Genomic DNA, 16,352 nt, shown 5'->3' on the forward strand with positions numbered 1-16,352 from the left:
GGAGGTCACTATGACACTGCAATACGTTATTGTTCAGCAGCCGAGCGCGGAAGCGCAACAGCTGTTCCTGCTCTATCACGGCGTCGGCGACAATCCTCACTCTATGGCGCAGCTGGGCAGCTGGTTCGCGCGCGAGTTCCCGCAGGCGCAGGTGGTGGCAGTAGGCGCCCCGTCGCCGGGCCACTACTGGTTCAGCGAAACCGTCCAGCACGATCAGAGCGAGCAGCAGCGGGTTAACGCCGTGCTGCCGCAGTTCGTCGATTCAGTGCGGCACTGGCAGGCGCAAAGCGGCGTGCGCGCCAACGCGACCGCACTGGTGGGCTTTTCGCAGGGCAGCACCATGGTGCTGGAGGGCATAAAGGCGCAGCCAGATCTGGCGGGCCGGGTCGTGGCGTTTAGCGGCCGCTATGCGACGCTGCCGGAGCACGCCTCGACGCGCACCACTATCCATCTGATCCACGGCGAGTATGACGAACAGATACCGGTGCAGCACGCCGAACAGGCGGCGCAACGGCTGACCGCGCTGGGCGGCGACGTGACGCTCGATATCGTTGAAGATCTGCCGCACGCGGTCGATGACCGCAGCATGGCGCTGGCGCTGAAGCATCTGCACTACACCGTGCCGAAGCGCTACTTCGATGAGGCGCTGAGCGGCGCGAAACCTGGCGACGACGACGTCATCATGATGATGTAAAAACGCCCTCGCGCAGGCGAGGGCGTTGCAGGACGGTGACGCGACGAAAAGGGCCGGTTACTTCTTCTTAGGCCAGTTGTCGTCATCGTCCCATTTATCGTTAAAGTCGCGATGCGGCGGCAGGTCGGGCTTGTTCGCCATAAATTTTTTATGATCGATGCGCTTCAGATCTTTGTAAACGTTCATCAACACGCCGACCAGCAACAGGATCACAAGGATCCACCAGTAATCTTTAATAAATTCCATTTGCCTGCTCCTCTCGATCGCGATCAGGCGACCAGCTGTTCCATAATGCGCTGATACATGCGGCTCAGCGTCTGCAGATCGGCTGCCTTCACGCACTCATTGATTTTGTGAATGGTGGCATTCACCGGGCCAAGCTCCACCACCTGCGCGCCCATTCGCGCGATAAACCGCCCGTCTGAGGTGCCGCCAGTGGTCAATAGCTGCGGCTTAATTTCATTATAGTGCGAGACTGCCCTGATAACGGCGTCGACCAGCCTGCCGCGCGAGGTCAGAAAGGGCTGACCGGAAACGTTCCACTCCAGCGTATAGCGCAGCTGGTAGCTGTCGAGCAGCGCCGCCACGCGATCTTTAATCATCTGATCGGTGAGTTCGGTGCTGAAGCGGAAATTAAACTGCACGAAGAATTCGCCCGGGATGACGTTGTTGCTGCCGGTGCCCGCCTGCACGTTAGCAATCTGCATGCTGGTGGGCGGGAAAAAGGCGTTACCGCTGTCCCACTCGGTGGCGACCAGCGCGTTGAGCGCCGGCATGGCGCGATGTACCGGATTATCCGCCAGATGCGGATAGGCGACATGACCCTGCACGCCGTGGATGGTCAGGTTCGCGGTCATCGAGCCGCGACGGCCGTTTTTCACCACGTCGCCGACCACTTCGGTACTGGACGGCTCGCCTACCAGGCAGTAATCCACGCGCTCATTACGCGCCATCAGACGCTCGACCACTTTTACCGTACCGTTTTTGGCGCTCGCCTCTTCGTCAGAGGTGATCAAAAACGCCAGGCGGCCTTTATGGTTAGGGTGCGCGGCGACAAAGCGCTCCGCCGCCACCACCATCGCCGCCAGCGAACCTTTCATGTCCGCCGCACCGCGGCCAAACAGCATGCCGTCGCGAATCGTGGGTTCGAAAGGAGGGTTGATCCAGCGGCTGGCGTCGCCCGGCGGCACCACGTCGGTATGGCCCGCGAAGGCCAGGGTTTCGCCCTGACCGCGCGTCGCCCAGAAATTGAGCGTGTCGTCGATAAGCATCGGCTCGACCTGAAAGCCAATCGCCTGCAGACGCGCAATCAGCAGCGCCTGACAGCCCGCGTCATCCGGGCTGAGCGAAGGGCGGCGGATAAGCTGCTGCGCCAGTTCGATTACAGGACAGAACATATTATGACTTCTCCTGGATAAACGCCTGGTAAGCGGCTTCGCTGAAGCCGACAAGCTGCGCGCCGTCCGGCGCGCGCAGTACGGGCCGCTTGATGACCGCGGGGTGCGCCAGCATGAGCGCTTTAGCGCTCTCAGCATCGATAACGGCGTCGCGTTCGGCGTCCGTCAGCTTGCGCCAGGTGGTACCGCGCATGTTAAGCAGCGTCTGATAGCCGGACCGATCGATAAGCTGTGACAGCAGCGCATCGCACAGCCCGCTGGCGCGGTAGTCATGGAATTCAACCTTGATGTCGGCGGCTTCTAAATAGCGGCGCGCTTTTTTTATGGTGTCGCAATTTTTTATGCCGTACATCACCCACTGCGCTGTCATCAGGATTCCTCGTCTGAAAATGAGGCGGCCAGTTTAACACAGAGAGCCGGGGCGCTGAGCAGTGTAAACAGAAAAGCGAATAAATAACTGGAATAAAATCATTAGGATTTGTCTTAGTAACCGCTTTCATTTTAATGGTTACTGTCACGCGGTTTATCATGATCACGTTAAGAATTATCTTAGTGCGCATCCAGACCGGCTGGTCCAGATATTTCCCCCTTTCTTTCGCATTTATAACAGGTTGCTGAAATATGCGTCAGCTAGCAGAAAGAAAAATTACAGTAATTAATCGACGCTGCCGATAATGAAAACAGGTGTAACCGTATTCACATGGCGAAAATTTATGCGTAAAATCGTCAGCACAATAAGAGAGGGTTTATATGATTGACACCGAAATGGGGAACTGGAAAGAATTTATCGCGGCGATGTTACGCAACAAGTAACGCGCGGCGGAAAAGGCAGGACATCTCCCCCTTGCTCTGATTCTGACCACACATAGCAATAAGGCAGCCACTTCGGTGGCTGCCTTTACTTTTTCACTCAGTCATGCGGCTTAGCCTTGAGCGGGAAGCGGCGGCGCACCAGTACGAAGAACAGCGGCACAAAGAAGATCGCCAGCAGGGTAGCGGAGATCATGCCGCCCATCACGCCGGTGCCGACCGCGTGCTGGCTGCCGGAACCGGCGCCCGCGCTGATGGCCATCGGCAGCACGCCGAAGATAAAGGCCAGCGAGGTCATCAGGATCGGGCGCAGACGCTGACGCGAGGCGGCGAGCGTCGCCCCGACCAGTTCGCCGCCTTTGCTGTTGATCTCGTTGGCGAACTCCACAATCAGAATGGCGTTCTTCGCCGACAGGCCCACCACCGTTAGCAGCCCCACCTGGAAGTAGACGTCGTTCTCCAGCCCGCGCAGCCAGGTGGCGACCAGCGCACCGACCACGCCGAGCGGCACTACCAGCATCACCGAGAAGGGAATCGACCAGCTCTCATAGAGCGCCGCCAGGCAGAGAAACACCACCAGCAGCGAAATCGCATAAAGCGCGGGCGCCTGCGAGCCCGACAGCCGCTCCTGATAAGAGGCGCCGGTCCACTGGAAGCCGACGCCGAGCGGCAGCTGCGCCACCAGGCGCTCCATGGCGTCCATCGCCGCGCCGCTGCTGACGCCCTGCGCCGCCTCGCCGACAATCTCAATCGACGAGTAGCCGTTATAGCGCTCCAGGCGCGGCGAGCCGGTCTCCCAGCGGCTGGTGGCGAAGGCGGAGAAGGGCACCATGCCGCCGCTGCTGTTGCGTACGTACCACTTATTGATGTCGTCCGGCAGCATGCGGAAAGCGGGCGCGGCCTGAACGTAGACCTTTTTCACCCGTCCCCGGTCAAGGAAGTCGTTAACGTAGGTCGAGCCCCACGCGGTGGTAAGAGTATCGTTGATGGTGTCGATCGAGACGCCCAGCGCCTGCGCTTTACGCTGATCGACATCGATCTGCAGCTGCGGGCTGTCGTCCAGGCCGTTGTGGCGCACACGCGATAGCGCCGGATCCGCCTCTGCCATCTCCAGCAGCTTATCGCGCATCGCCATCAGCTGGGTATGGCCGATGCCGGCGTGATCCTGCAGCTCCAGATCAAAACCAGAGGAGCTGCCCATGCCGGTAATCGCGGGTGGGCTGCTGGCGATAACGCGTCCCTCTTTAATATCGCGAAAGGCTTTGGTGGCGCGTTCGATAATGGCGAAAGAGGTGCGATCGGCGCCGGGGCGCGCCTCCCAGTCTTTCAGGCGCACGAACAGGCGCGCCACGTTCTGACCGTTGCCGCCCGGTCCCGCGCCGATAGTAGAGAACACCGACAGCACGTTCTCTTTCTCCTGGGTCATATAGTAGCGCTCAACCTTCGCCACCACGTCGGAGGTTTGCTGCAGCGTTGCGCCCGGCGGCAGCTGCACCTGCGTCAGAAAAACGCCGCGATCCTCAAGCGGCAGAAACGAGGTGGGCAGACGGATAAACAGAAATGCCATCAGGCCGATAATCGCAAGGTAGAGCAGCAGCCAGCGACCGCCTTTGCGCAGAATGCGCGCGACGCCGCGCTCGTAGCGGTCGGCGTTGCGGTTGAAGTGGCGGTTGAACCAGCCGAAAAAGCCGCGGCGGCCGTGATGTTCTCCCTGCGCCAGCGGCTTCAGCAGCGTGGCGCACAGGGCAGGCGTCAGGATCATCGCCACCAGCACCGACAGCACCATCGCCGAGACGATGGTAATGGAAAACTGACGGTAGATCGCGCCGACCGTGCCGCCGAAGAAGGCCATCGGCACGAAAACCGCCGACAGCACCAGCGCGATCCCCACCAGCGCGCCCTGAATTTGCCCCATCGACTTACGCGTCGCCGCGCGCGGCGAGAGGCCTTCCTCGCTCATAATTCGCTCGACGTTCTCCACCACCACGATGGCGTCGTCCACCAGCAGGCCGATAGCAAGCACCATAGCGAACATGGTAAGGGTATTGATGCTGAAGCCGCAGGCGTAGAGCACGGAAAAGGTGCCGAGCAGCACCACCGGCACGGCGATAGTCGGGATCAGCGTGGCGCGAAAATTCTGCATAAACAGATACATTACGCCGAATACCAGCACGATCGCTTCCAGCAGGGTTTTCACCACGTCGGTAATCGAGGCTTTGACAAAGGGCGTGGTTTCATAGGCGATTTTGGCCTCCAGCCCGTGCGGGAAAAAGTGCGACAGCTCTTCCACGCGCTGACGCACCAGCTTATCGGTGTTCATTTCGTTGGCGCCGGAGGCGAGCTTGATGCCCAGGCCCGACGCTGGCTGGCCGTTATAGCGGCTCAGGTAATCATATTTCTCCGCGCCCAGCGCCACCTGCGCCACGTCGCTCAGCGTCACCACCGAGCCGTCGGGATTGGTCTTCAGGGTAATGGCCTTGAACTGTTCCGGCGTCTGCAGCAGCGACTGCGCATTGACCGTGGCGTTCAGCGCCTGCTTGTCCACCGAGGGCAGGCCGCCGACCTGACCGACGGCGACCTGCGCGTTTTGCGCCTCAATGGCGCTTACCACGTCGTCGGTGGTCAGCGAGTAAGCAATAAGCCTGGCGGGATCGAGCCAGATACGCATCGCATACTGCGAGCCGTAAGCGTCGACCTGGCCGACACCGTCGATGCGGCTCAGCGGATCCTGAATATTACTGGCGACGTAGTCGGCAATATCCTGTTTATCCATGCTGCCGTCGGTAGAGACGAAGGCGATCATCAGGATATTGCTGTCGCCGGTTTTATTGACCGTCACGCCCTGCGACTGCACCGCCTGCGGCAGCTTGCGCAGCGCCGACTGCAGCTGGTTCTGCACCTGCTGGCGCGCTTCGTCGGGGTTGGTGCCAGCCGAGAAGGTGAGGGTGATCTGCGCCTGGCCGGTATTGCTGCTGTTGGACGACATATACATCAGATTGTCGATACCGGTCATGTTCTGCTCGATAACCTGCGTGACGGTGTTTTCCAGCGTTTCGGCCGAGGCGCCCGGATAATTGGCGGTGATGCGCACGTTTGGGGGCGCCAGGTCGGGATACTGCTCAATGGGCAGGGAAATAATCGCCAGCGTGCCGCACAGGCTGATTAAAATCGCCAGCACCCAGGCAAAAACGGGACGGTCGATGAAAAAATTCGACATCGAATCGACACTCCTCAGCAGCGTTTCACGTTTATTATCTGAATGCGGCCCGCGCTTTGCGCGGGCCGTGCGGGCAGGGAAAAGTCACTCTTTCGCTGAAACTTACTCTACGTGCTGCAAATTAGGAAATCGTGGAGAAAATGTGGAGAAAGTGTAAAACCCCTGTCAGGTCAGCTATGGCGGTTTTCCAGCCACATGACGGTTGCGGCAACGCGCGAGCGCACGTCGAGTTTTTTCAGCAGATTGCGGATATGCACTTTTACCGTCTCTTCCGAGATATGCAGCGCGGCGGCGATCTCTTTATTCGACAGGCCGCGCGCTACCTCCTGCAGCACATCGCGCTCGCGCTCGGTGAGCTGGCGAAACGGACTGGCGCTGTGCTGGCGCGTGGCTAGATAATCGCGCACCGCGTCGCTGAAAATTTTCTCGCCGCTTGCCGCCTGCAGAATTTGACCGGGCAGCAGTTCCGGATCGCTGTCTTTGAGCAGATAGCCGTCCGCGCCGGCATCGACCATCGCATCGATATCGCTGCGCGCATCGGACACGGTAAAGATCAAAATGCGCGAACTGATCCCTTCATGGCGCAGCGCCTTCAGCGTATCGAGTCCCGACATGCCCTTCATATTGAGATCGAGCAGGATGATATCTGGCGCCAGGCGACGCGCCTCGGCCAGCGCTTCGGTGCCGTTGTTCGCTTCGGCAATGACCTCCAGCCGAGGCTCCAGCGCCAGCAGCTGGCGAATACCGCGGCGCATTAGCGGATGGTCGTCGACAATCATGACCGTCAGCGTAGATTGTTGCATATTGACTCCCGGCGAAAACGCGAAAACGCGCGTCTGAAAAGGTTGATAAGAAGCGTTGCGCCTCAACGCGATGCTCGTTACGTCAGCGGCGCGGCGGGCCGCGGCGGAAAACGCAGCGTGACCTGCGTGCCGCGCGCCTGCGCCTGAATTTTAAGCTCGCCCGCCAGCCGCGCGGCGCGCTCCGACATAGTGGTCAGGCCGTAGTGGCCCTGCGGCTCCTCGGTGCTGGCGATGCCAACGCCGTCATCCGTCACTGTAAGTAAATGCTCACCTTCCGCATTGCGTTCATAGCGTACGCTGATGGTGGCGGCATCGGCGTGGCGAATGGCGTTCAACACCGCCTCACGGGCAATCTGCAGCAGATGAACCTGCTGCTGCGCCTCCAGCGTTTCCAGCCCAGGCTGGAAGCTGAAGCTAATTTTAGCCGTAACCTGCTCCTGCAACGAAGCGATCATCGCCTGCATCGCCGCCACCAGATCGGCCTGCTCAATGGTCAGGCGGAAGGTCGCCAGCAGTTCGCGCAGCTGGCGATAGGCGTCGGAAAGCGTGCGGTCGATGTCGGCGATAATGCTTTGCGCCTCCGCGCTGGCGGGGCCGAGCGTACGGCGCAGCAGCGTAAACTGAATACGCATAAAAGAGAGCGCCTGCGCCAGGGAGTCGTGCAGCTCGCGGGCGATAGTGGCGCGCTCTTCGATTAACAGCATCTGCTGAACCTGCTTTTGCGTCTGCCAGATCCAGACGGCGCGCGACAGCATATTGCCCAGGCTCTGCATTAACGCCTGACGCGGCCGCGGCCGATCGCTTTGCCAGCGCAGCGCGCCGGCCTGTTCGTCATCCTGCTGCAGCGTGACGCCATGCCAGCTTAGCGCCGCGTCGCTTTCCCCGACGCTGAAGCGGCCATGCTCGCTCTCCAGCACCAGCGCGCGCAGGTTTTCGCGCTCGCGCACCTGCGCCATCACGCTTTCAAACAGCGCCGCATTGAGCGGTCGGGCGGTCAGCATCTGCGAGCTTTCATACAGCAGCGACAGCGTGCGGTTTGCCTCCTGTAAATCGCGCGTCTTCTCTTCTACCGCGCTGGCCAGCGCCTGATGGTGCGAATGCAGACGCGCCGCCATGGCGCTAAAGGTCTGCGCCAGCACCCCCAGTTCGTTATTCTGCTCCACCACCAGCGGCGGAAAGGCGAAGTTGCCGCTTTCAACGTAGCGGCTGGCGGTGACCAGCGCGTTGAGCGGACGCACTACCTGACGACGGCTGAAGCGAATCGTGCCCAGCGCCAGCGCCACAATCAATACCACGCCCAGCAGGCTGCTGGCCGCCACCAGCTCCATTTTTCTTTCGCTGTAGCGCTGTAGCCCCATGACAAAACGATCGATCTCGCCGACGTAGTTCGCCACCTGCTGTTGATAAAGCGCTGCCTCGCCGCGCTGAAGCTGCTGTTGCAGCACGGGCCAGGCGGTACGCAGATGGCGATAGCGGTTAACGACCTCCTGCGGTACCCAGGGACGATCGAGGTCGCGCAGCGCAGGTTTATTGAGCGTCTCTTCATATTCCAGCAGATGCAGTCCAAGCTGCTGCGGTGCGCTGGCGCTGTCCCAGGCCAGCCGGTAACTCTGCATGCGTAGCGAACCTGCCAGGTTGATCGCCTCGGCGTCGCGCAGGCTGCTGGAGAGGGTCATCAGCGCCAGCCCGGTGGTCAGCAGCGCCAGCAGCACAATAGCGCTTAGCGCCTGGGCGATACTGCGGGTCACGGAACGTTTTACAATCACGGCAATATCCCTGTTTTTGGTGCGGGCATTATAAAGGAGAGGAGAAAAAGCTGCCAGGGTCATACAGGAATCGACACGCTGGGTTACAGACTGCACAAAAAATGAACTCTGCTGACATAACCCAAGAGAGCATGCGAAGCAGCGTTTTAAAAAGCAGACAGGTTTACATCGGCCAGATGTAGATTTTCATTACGGCGCTAATAATTCTAAACAGAATTAAACGAGCTACCTGCAACCCCCCTCGAAGGAGCATGCTATGAAAAAAGGTATTGTTATTCTGGCTGGCGCCCTGTTGGCAACCGCTTCGTTCACTACGCTGGCGGCCACGCCGGTCGATCAGGACCAGGCGCAGGGTCTGCAAAGCCTCGGCAGCGTTTCCGTTTCCAACGCGCGCGGCTCGCTGGATGACGCCACGCGTCAGCTGTCGCAAAAAGCGGAAGAGATGGGCGCCAGCCATTACCGAGTTATCGGCGTCGAAAACCCGGGCGACTCCAGCCTGTGGCGCGGCACCGCAGAGATTTATCGCTAACCCTCAGCCATACCCTTCCATCCCTGTAGCTTTCACCGGCCTGCCAGTGGCCGGTTTTTTTGTGCAATAAACCCGATTATTACAAAACACTTTGTGCGCCTCGCCGGTATCTTTTGCTTCGTTCACGCAGAACGGGTAGGATTCATCGCCGTAATTTCCCCTGCCTTTTTACTAATAACTCACAGGCAGATAACAGGGTGATTACCCCATTTCGCATGGCGTACGCAATCGTTTGTGATCGCCGTGATTGATGGTCAGGACAAACAGGAAGGCTATGAAATCTACTAAGAAAACCGCAGCCGAAATGCGTGCTGCGAAAAGACGCTGGCTGAACTCACATGACACCGGCTACCACAAGGCGATGGGCAATCGTCACGTGCAGATGATTGCCATCGGTGGCGCCATCGGCACCGGCCTGTTCCTCGGCGCAGGCGGACGGCTGCAGGCGGCGGGACCGGCGCTGGCGTTAATCTATCTGGTGTGCGGCATCTTCTCGTTCTTTATTCTGCGGGCGCTGGGCGAACTGGTGCTGCACCGCCCCTCCAGCGGCAGCTTTGTTTCTTACGCGCGCGAATTCCTTGGAGAAAAAGCGGCCTACGTTGCGGGCTGGATGTACTTCGTCAACTGGGCGATGACCGGCATTGTCGACATCACCGCCGTCGCGCTCTATATGCACTACTGGGGCGCGTTCGGCGATGTACCGCAGTGGGTCTTCGCGCTCGGCGCGCTGGCCATTGTCGGCACCATGAACATGATCGGCGTGAAGTGGTTTGCTGAGATGGAGTTCTGGTTCGCACTGGTGAAAGTGCTGGCGATCGTCATCTTTCTGGTCGTGGGCGTGGTGTTTCTCGGCACCGGCAAACCGCTGGACGGCAACGCCACTGGCTTTCACTTAGTGACCGACAACGGCGGCCTGTTCCCGCACGGTCTGCTGCCGGCGCTGGTGCTGGTGCAGGGCGTGGTGTTCGCCTTCGCGTCTATCGAACTGGTGGGCACCGCCGCAGGCGAGTGTAAAGATCCGGAAACCATGCTGCCGAAAGCGATCAACAGCGTGATCTGGCGAATCGGCCTGTTTTACGTCGGTTCGGTGGTGCTGCTGGTGCTGCTGCTGCCGTGGAACGCCTATCAGGCGGGCCAGAGCCCGTTCGTGACCTTCTTCTCGAAGCTGGGCGTGCCTTACGTCGGCAGCATCATGAACATCGTGGTGCTCAGCGCGGCGCTCTCCAGTCTGAATTCCGGCCTCTACTCTACCGGCCGTATTCTGCGTTCAATGGCGATGGGCGGTTCGGCACCGAAGTTCATGGCGAAAATGAACGGCCAGCAGGTGCCTTACGCCGGTATTCTGGTCACCATCGCGGTCTATGTCATCGGCGTGGTGCTTAACTACTACGTGCCTTCGCAGGTCTTCGAGATCGTGCTGAACGTCGCATCGCTGGGCATTATCGCCTCATGGGGCTTTATTGTGATCTGCCAGATGCGTCTGCGCAAAGCGATCAAGGAAGGCAAAGCAGACGACGTCAGCTTTAAGCTGCCGGGCGCGCCGGTCACCTCCTGGCTGACGCTGCTGTTCCTGCTGAGCGTGCTGGTGCTGATGGCGTTCGATTACCCGAACGGCACCTACACCATCGCTGCTATCCCGGTTCTGGCGGTGATTCTGGTGCTGGGCTGGTTCGGCGTGCGCAAGCGCGTGGCCGCGGTCGCGCAGACCGAGCACGATGACCTGCACGACGAAAAGCCGCACGCGCTGGCGGATGACGCCGCGCGCTAAGCGCAGACGTCCGTGCTGAAAAGCCTGCCGGCTAGCGGCAGGCTTTTTTATTCCCGCCGCTTATAGTTTTCCCGCGCGCTTCCCCCTATGATGGCAGGCTCCCCTAAATCGGCAGTGGAGCCATCATGTCGTTCAAGATCAATATCATCAAAGACAAACTTCTCTCCGAAAACTACTTTATCCTGCGCAACTTCACCTACGAGCTCGCCACTAAAAGCGGCGAGGTGGTGCGCCACAAGCGCGAAGTGTATGACCGTGGCAACGGCGCCACTATCCTGCTCTATAACCGCGAGAAAAACAGCGTCGTGCTGATCCGCCAGTTTCGTATCGCCACTTACGTCAACGGCAACGCCAGCGGCATGCTGATTGAGGCCTGCGCCGGGCTGCTGGATAACGACACGCCGGAAGTCTGCATTCGCAAAGAGGCGATTGAAGAGACGGGCTATGCGGTGGGCGAGGTAGAAAAACTCTATGAAGCCTATATGTCGCCGGGTGGCGTTACCGAGCTGATTCACTTTTTCGCCGCTGAATATAACGAGTCGCTGCGCGATAACGCCGGCGGCGGCGTAGAGGATGAGGATATCGACGTGCTGGAAATCCCCTTCCCGGAGGCGCTGGCGATGGTGAAGGATGGCCGTATCCGGGATGGCAAAACCATTATGCTGCTGCAGCATGCCCAGCTGGCGGGCTGGCTCAGGGCCTGAGGAGGGAGATGACGCGTGGGGCAGGGCGACGCGCATTGTCCGATAAATCCGATTGAGATAAATCCGTGCGCTCTTGATGATGAAAATGGTGATTTCTGTGGCGCCGTATCGCATTATCGTATGGTTTTTCAGCAGTTAAGTGCGCTTTCCGGAGGTGGTCACAGTTTAGGTCCACCTGATGTCCGGCCGTTGCGCTATCATCTCCACTCTGAGATTTTGGGGACCGTTTTTCCTGATGCCGACCTGGACGAAGTCACTGCTGGTATTGCCATTCTTTTTCATTGCCTGCGTTAAAGCCGATCCACTGCAAAAGTCATTTTCCGACTGGCAGGTGACCTGCAATAACGCCGCGTTCTGCGTGGCGCGTAATATACCCGGCGACAAAGGACTGGTCATGACTATCGCGCGCCATGCTGGCGTCAACGATCGCCCGCTGCTGCGTATCGACTACGGTAGCGCCTACAGCGGCGAGCTGCCCGGCGGGCCGCTGCAGGATAATTTACTGCTCGATCAGCGCCGTCTCCGTCCCGACTTCAAACACTGGACGGTCGAGCCGCACCACCTCGCCACCAGCAACGCTATCGCCATTGACGAATTTCTTGCGCAAATTCTCGACGCGGACGCGATCCAGCTCACCTATAACGGACAGGCGGCTATTTCGCTGCATGGTCTGAAAGCGGCGCTGCTGCTGGTGGACGACGTGCAGGGCAGGGTCAACGGCATGAGCGCATGGATAAAACGCGGTTCGCGCGCGCTGTGGGATGTGCCGCCCCAGCCGCCGCTGCCGCAGCTGCCCGAGATGGGCGCGCCGCCTGCCGCACTGACGCGCGAGGAAACCAGCGGGCTGCTCGATTACGGTACCTGGCGGCTTAACAGCGACGCCTGCTCGCTCGACCCGATGCGGCGCGAAGTCAACGTTGCGCCGCTGACCGACAGCAAAGCGCTGCTGATGGTGAGCTGCGAGATGGGCGCCTATAACGTGATCGATCTGGCGTTCGAAGTGACGCGCGCCGCACCCTATGTCGCACGCGGCATCACCCTGACGCTGCCGTTTACGCCGCCGCGCGGCGAACGTCAGCTGGAGCTGATCAACGCCGACTATGACGCCAGTACCGGCCAGCTCTACACCTTCAGCAAAGGACGCGGGCTGGGCGACTGCGGTGCCGCCACGCGCTGGCGCTTTAACGGCACCGACTTCACGCTGGCGGAATATGCCGAAGAGTCTACCTGCGATGCCTGGCACAGCAGCGACGACTGGCCAACCCTGTGGGTCTCTCAGCCGCCGCCTGCGCCTTAGCGAATCGCCTGCACCATCATCGGCGAGCCGTTCTGGTTGCCGACCAGCTCCGCCAGCATATCGTTAACGCCGTCGCTCATGGCGGTAAAGCGCGTCAGCGGCGAGCGGGTGACCACCACAAAGACCCCGACGTTATTCTGCGGCACCATCGCCATGTAGGTGATGAAGCCGCCGCCGCCGCCGGTTTTCTGAATAATGCCGGGGCGACCGTTTTTCGGCCCCATATAGACCCAGCCCATGCCAATCGCGTCGGCTCTGCCCGGCACGTCCATGCCTTCTACCTTCGCCAGCTGATCGCGGCGATAGATCAGCGTCTGCATACGATCCACCTGCGGCGAACGCGGGCTGATGGCGGAGTCGAGGAACTGCTGCATCCAGCGGCCCATATCGTCCGGCGTCGAGTAGACGCCGCCGCTGCCGATCGCCGCCAGCGTATTGTTGCAGGGGCTGGCGCCTTTCTCCGCCACCATCAGGCGATCGCACTGTTCAGGCGACGGCGTAAAGGTGGTGTCTTTCATGCCGAGCGGGCGGGTGATCAGCTGCTGGAGCAGTGCCGGGTAGGGCATGCCGGCGGCGCGCGCCAGCGCATCGCCCAGCAGGTCGTAGCCCAGATTTGAATAGGAGGCGTCGGTGCCTGGCGCGGCTTTTAGCTTCGCGCCGGCCAGCCACTGCCAGCGGTCGCTGCGCGTCGGCCAGACAAACACCGGGCGATGCGGCTTGCCGCCGGGCTGCTCGCGCGGCAGGCCGCTGGTGTGGGTGGACAGGTTGATCAGGCGAATCGGCTGTCCGGCGTAGCTCGGCACGCGCGCGCCCGCCGGTGCATATTTGCTCAGCGGATCGTCAAGGCGAATTTGCCCGCGCTCCGCCATCTTCACCATCACTTCGCTGGTTAGCAGCTTACTGAGCGAGGCGATGCGGATCAGAGAATCTTTCTGCGGCCGCACGTTATTACCAGGGCGCGTTTCGCCAAAGCTGGCGAAAACCCGCTGGTTGCCATCGATAGCGACCAGCGCCATGCCGGTGGCCCCGCTGCCGTAAAAAATGTGTTCAGCGTAGCGATCGACGATCTGGGACGAGAGCAGCGGATCGGGCGCGATCTGCGCCTTGCCTGCGAATGGCATCAGCGAAACCATTAAGGCGAGTAACCAGGGTGTACGTTTTTTCAACGGAAAAGCATCCAGCGAAAGGGATAAAGGAAAGATCCTATAGTAATGGGTTTATGCAAGCGGTGAAGGGGGCGAAAGGGATTTTTTTCTGTTTCAGGCTGTGAGAGAGCGGCCCTTCCCGCAGAGGAGGAAGGGCCTGAAGCATTACGCTGGCTTGAGTAACGACTCCGCCTGCGCCACCACATTTTCCACGGTGAAGCCGAAGGCAGGGAAGAGTTTGCCTGCCGGCGCGGATTCGCCAAAGGTGGTCATGCCGACGATTTTGCCGTCGATGCCGACATATTTGTACCAGTAGTCGGCGATGCCCGCCTCAACCGCGACGCGCGCGCGCACCGTCGACGGCAGCACCGATTCGCGATAAGCGATATCCTGCTTGTCGAACACGTCGGTGCTCGGCAGCGACACCACGCGCACTTTATGGCCGTCGGCCGTCAGCTTCTCCGCCGCGCCCAGCGTGATCTCCACTTCGGAGCCGGTGGCAATCAGGATAATATCCGGCGTGCCGTCGCACTCCTTCAGCACGTAGCCGCCGCGCGCGATATTCTCAACCTGCGCCGCACTGCGTTCCGGCTGCAGCAGGTTCTGGCGCGACAGGATCAGCGCGGTTGGGCCGTGATGGCGTTCAATGGCGGCTTTCCACGCCACCGCCGTCTCAACCTGGTCGCAGGGACGCCAGGTGCTAAAGTTCGGCGTCAGGCGCAGGCTGGCGAGCTGTTCCACCGGCTGGTGCGTCGGACCATCTTCGCCCAGGCCGATGGAGTCATGGGTATAGACCATAATCTGCCGCGCTTTCATCAGCGCCGCCATACGCGCGGCGTTGCGCGCATACTCCACAAACATCAGGAAGGTGGCGGTGTAGGGCACAAAGCCGCCGTGATGGGCGATGCCGTTGGCGATGGCGGTCATACCGAACTCGCGCACGCCGTAGTGAATATAGTTGCCCGCCGCATCTTCTTTAATCGGCTTCGACCCTGACCAGATGGTAAGGTTGCTCGGCGCGAGGTCCGCCGATCCACCCAGCAGCTCGGGCAGCAGCGAGCCGATATGCTCCAGCGTATTTTGCGACGCTTTACGGCTGGCGATTTTCTGCGAGTTAGCCTGCAGGTCGGTAATGAACTTGTGGGTTTCGCTCTCCCACGTTGACGGCATTTCGCCGTTCATGCGGCGCTGGTACTCTTCAGCCAGCTCGGGATGCGCCTGCTTATAGGCGGCCAGCTTGTCGTTCCAGGCGCGCTCGCGCTCGGCACCGGCCTCTTTGGCGTCCCACTGCTGATAAATCTCCTGCGGGATTTCAAACGGCGGCGAGGTCCAGCCCAGCTCTTTACGCGCCAGCGCCACTTCCGCGTCGCCCAGCGCCGCGCCGTGCGACTCCTCTTTACCGGCTTTGTTCGGCGAACCGAAACCGATAACGGTGCGGCAGATAATCAGCGACGGCTTGTCGGTGACGCTCTGCGCCTCTTTAATCGCGCGGCTCACCGCCTCGGCGTCGTGGCCGTCGATCTCGCCGACAACGTGCCAGTTGTAGGCTTCAAAACGCTTATGGGTATCGTCGGTAAACCAGCCTTCGGTTTCGCCGTCGATAGAGATGCCGTTATGATCATAGAAGCCGATCAGCTTGCCGAGGCCGAGCGTGCCCGCCAGCGAGCAGACTTCGTGGGAGATCCCCTCCATCAGGCAGCCGTCGCCCATAAACACATAGGTGAAGTGGTCGACGATATCGTGACCCGGACGGTTAAACTGCGCGCCCAGCGTGCGTTCGGCGATCGCCAGCCCCACGGCGTTGGCCAGCCCCTGTCCCAGCGGACCTGTGGTGGTTTCGACGCCCGGCGTATAGCCGATTTCCGGGTGGCCCGGCGTTTTAGAGTGCAGCTGACGGAAGTTCTTCAGCTCTTCCATCGGCAAATCGTAGCCGGTGAGGTGCAGCAGGCTATAGAGCAGCATCGAGCCGTGACCGTTGGAGAGAATAAAACGGTCGCGGTCTGCCCATGCAGGGTTAGTCGGGTTATGTTTCAGGTAGTCGCGCCACAGCACTTCGGCGATATCCGCCATGCCCATCGGCATGCCCGGGTGACCTGAGTTCGCTTTTTGTACCGCATCCATACTTAACGCACGAATCGCGTTCGCCAGCTCTCTGCGTGGTGACATAGGGTTCTCCCTTCGTTGAGCAGAAGTGCGGGCGGGAGACCCGCCCGACAATATTA

14 protein-coding genes are annotated in these 16,352 nt (G+C 60.3%); 6 read left to right on the plus strand and 8 right to left on the minus strand.

All coding sequences use genetic code 11. The annotated features are described in order from the left end of the window. Positions 1-10: 10 nt before the first annotated feature. Positions 11-694, plus strand: coding sequence for an esterase (gene ypfH, locus ACR6A7_RS14695; protein ID WP_434125670.1), 684 nt, complete (start codon positions 11-13; stop codon positions 692-694). A 57-nt stretch (positions 695-751) separates the two neighbouring features. Here ypfH and ACR6A7_RS14700 read toward each other — a convergent pair whose 3' ends face one another. Genes ACR6A7_RS14700 through ACR6A7_RS14710 form a run of 3 tightly spaced genes read right to left on the minus strand, consistent with a single transcriptional unit; the run spans position 752 to position 2,461 of the window. Next, positions 752-940 carry a YpfN family protein gene (locus ACR6A7_RS14700; protein WP_434125671.1) on the minus strand — a complete coding sequence of 63 codons (189 nt, stop codon included), beginning with the start codon at positions 938-940 and terminating at the stop codon, positions 752-754. A gap of 23 nt (positions 941-963) precedes the next feature. Then, on the minus strand, positions 964-2,091 hold the full coding sequence (gene dapE / locus ACR6A7_RS14705) for a succinyl-diaminopimelate desuccinylase (RefSeq protein WP_434125673.1): 1,128 nt from the start codon (positions 2,089-2,091) through the stop codon (positions 964-966). 1 nt (position 2,092) lies between these two features. Continuing rightward, positions 2,093-2,461: an ArsC family reductase gene (locus ACR6A7_RS14710; protein ID WP_434125675.1), complete on the minus strand. Its 369-nt coding sequence runs from the start codon at positions 2,459-2,461 to the stop codon at positions 2,093-2,095. 380 nt (positions 2,462-2,841) lie between these two features. On the opposite strand from ACR6A7_RS14710, the gene ypfM reads away from it, so the two are divergent. Further along, positions 2,842-2,904 carry a protein YpfM gene (gene ypfM / locus ACR6A7_RS14715; RefSeq protein ID WP_434125731.1) on the plus strand — a complete coding sequence of 21 codons (63 nt, stop codon included), beginning with the start codon at positions 2,842-2,844 and terminating at the stop codon, positions 2,902-2,904. A gap of 97 nt (positions 2,905-3,001) precedes the next feature. Here ypfM and acrD read toward each other — a convergent pair whose 3' ends face one another. The 3 genes from acrD to narQ all read right to left on the minus strand — a co-directional run bounded on the left by acrD (position 3,002) and on the right by narQ (position 8,687). Then, complete coding sequence (gene acrD, locus ACR6A7_RS14720; protein WP_434125677.1) at positions 3,002-6,118, minus strand: multidrug efflux RND transporter permease AcrD; 3,117 nt, start codon at positions 6,116-6,118, stop codon at positions 3,002-3,004. A 170-nt stretch (positions 6,119-6,288) separates the two neighbouring features. Continuing rightward, positions 6,289-6,921 carry a response regulator gene (locus ACR6A7_RS14725; protein ID WP_434125678.1) on the minus strand — a complete coding sequence of 211 codons (633 nt, stop codon included), beginning with the start codon at positions 6,919-6,921 and terminating at the stop codon, positions 6,289-6,291. A gap of 77 nt (positions 6,922-6,998) precedes the next feature. Further along, positions 6,999-8,687, minus strand: a complete 1,689-nt coding sequence (gene narQ / locus ACR6A7_RS14730) for a nitrate/nitrite two-component system sensor histidine kinase NarQ (RefSeq protein ID WP_434125680.1) — start codon at positions 8,685-8,687, stop codon at positions 6,999-7,001. Positions 8,688-8,943: 256 nt separating this feature from the next. On the opposite strand from narQ, the gene ACR6A7_RS14735 reads away from it, so the two are divergent. The 4 genes from ACR6A7_RS14735 (at position 8,944) to ACR6A7_RS14750 (ending at position 12,985) form a co-directional block, all read left to right on the plus strand. Continuing rightward, a complete protein-coding gene (locus tag ACR6A7_RS14735) occupies positions 8,944-9,216 on the plus strand; it encodes a YdgH/BhsA/McbA-like domain containing protein (RefSeq protein ID WP_434125681.1) in 273 nt (90 codons plus the stop codon). A gap of 274 nt (positions 9,217-9,490) precedes the next feature. Next, positions 9,491-10,984: an L-asparagine permease gene (gene ansP / locus ACR6A7_RS14740; RefSeq protein ID WP_434125682.1), complete on the plus strand. Its 1,494-nt coding sequence runs from the start codon at positions 9,491-9,493 to the stop codon at positions 10,982-10,984. A gap of 125 nt (positions 10,985-11,109) precedes the next feature. After that, positions 11,110-11,688, plus strand: coding sequence for a GDP-mannose pyrophosphatase NudK (nudK, locus tag ACR6A7_RS14745; RefSeq protein ID WP_434125683.1), 579 nt, complete (start codon positions 11,110-11,112; stop codon positions 11,686-11,688). 235 nt (positions 11,689-11,923) lie between these two features. Further along, positions 11,924-12,985, plus strand: a complete 1,062-nt coding sequence (locus ACR6A7_RS14750; RefSeq protein ID WP_434125684.1) for a DUF1176 domain-containing protein — start codon at positions 11,924-11,926, stop codon at positions 12,983-12,985. Here the strand turns inward: ACR6A7_RS14750 and ampH are convergent. Both ampH and tkt read right to left on the minus strand, forming a co-directional pair. Then, on the minus strand, positions 12,982-14,151 hold the full coding sequence (gene ampH / locus ACR6A7_RS14755; RefSeq protein WP_434125685.1) for a D-alanyl-D-alanine-carboxypeptidase/endopeptidase AmpH: 1,170 nt from the start codon (positions 14,149-14,151) through the stop codon (positions 12,982-12,984). The two genes, ACR6A7_RS14750 and ampH, sit on opposite strands and share 4 nt — an antisense overlap. Before the next feature lie 144 nt (positions 14,152-14,295). Next, positions 14,296-16,296, minus strand: coding sequence for a transketolase (gene tkt / locus ACR6A7_RS14760; RefSeq protein WP_434125686.1), 2,001 nt, complete (start codon positions 16,294-16,296; stop codon positions 14,296-14,298). Positions 16,297-16,352: the final 56 nt, after the last annotated feature.

The sequence above is a fragment of the Pantoea phyllosphaerae genome, from assembly GCF_051025595.1.
Taxonomy (GTDB): Bacteria; Pseudomonadota; Gammaproteobacteria; order Enterobacterales; family Enterobacteriaceae; genus Pantoea.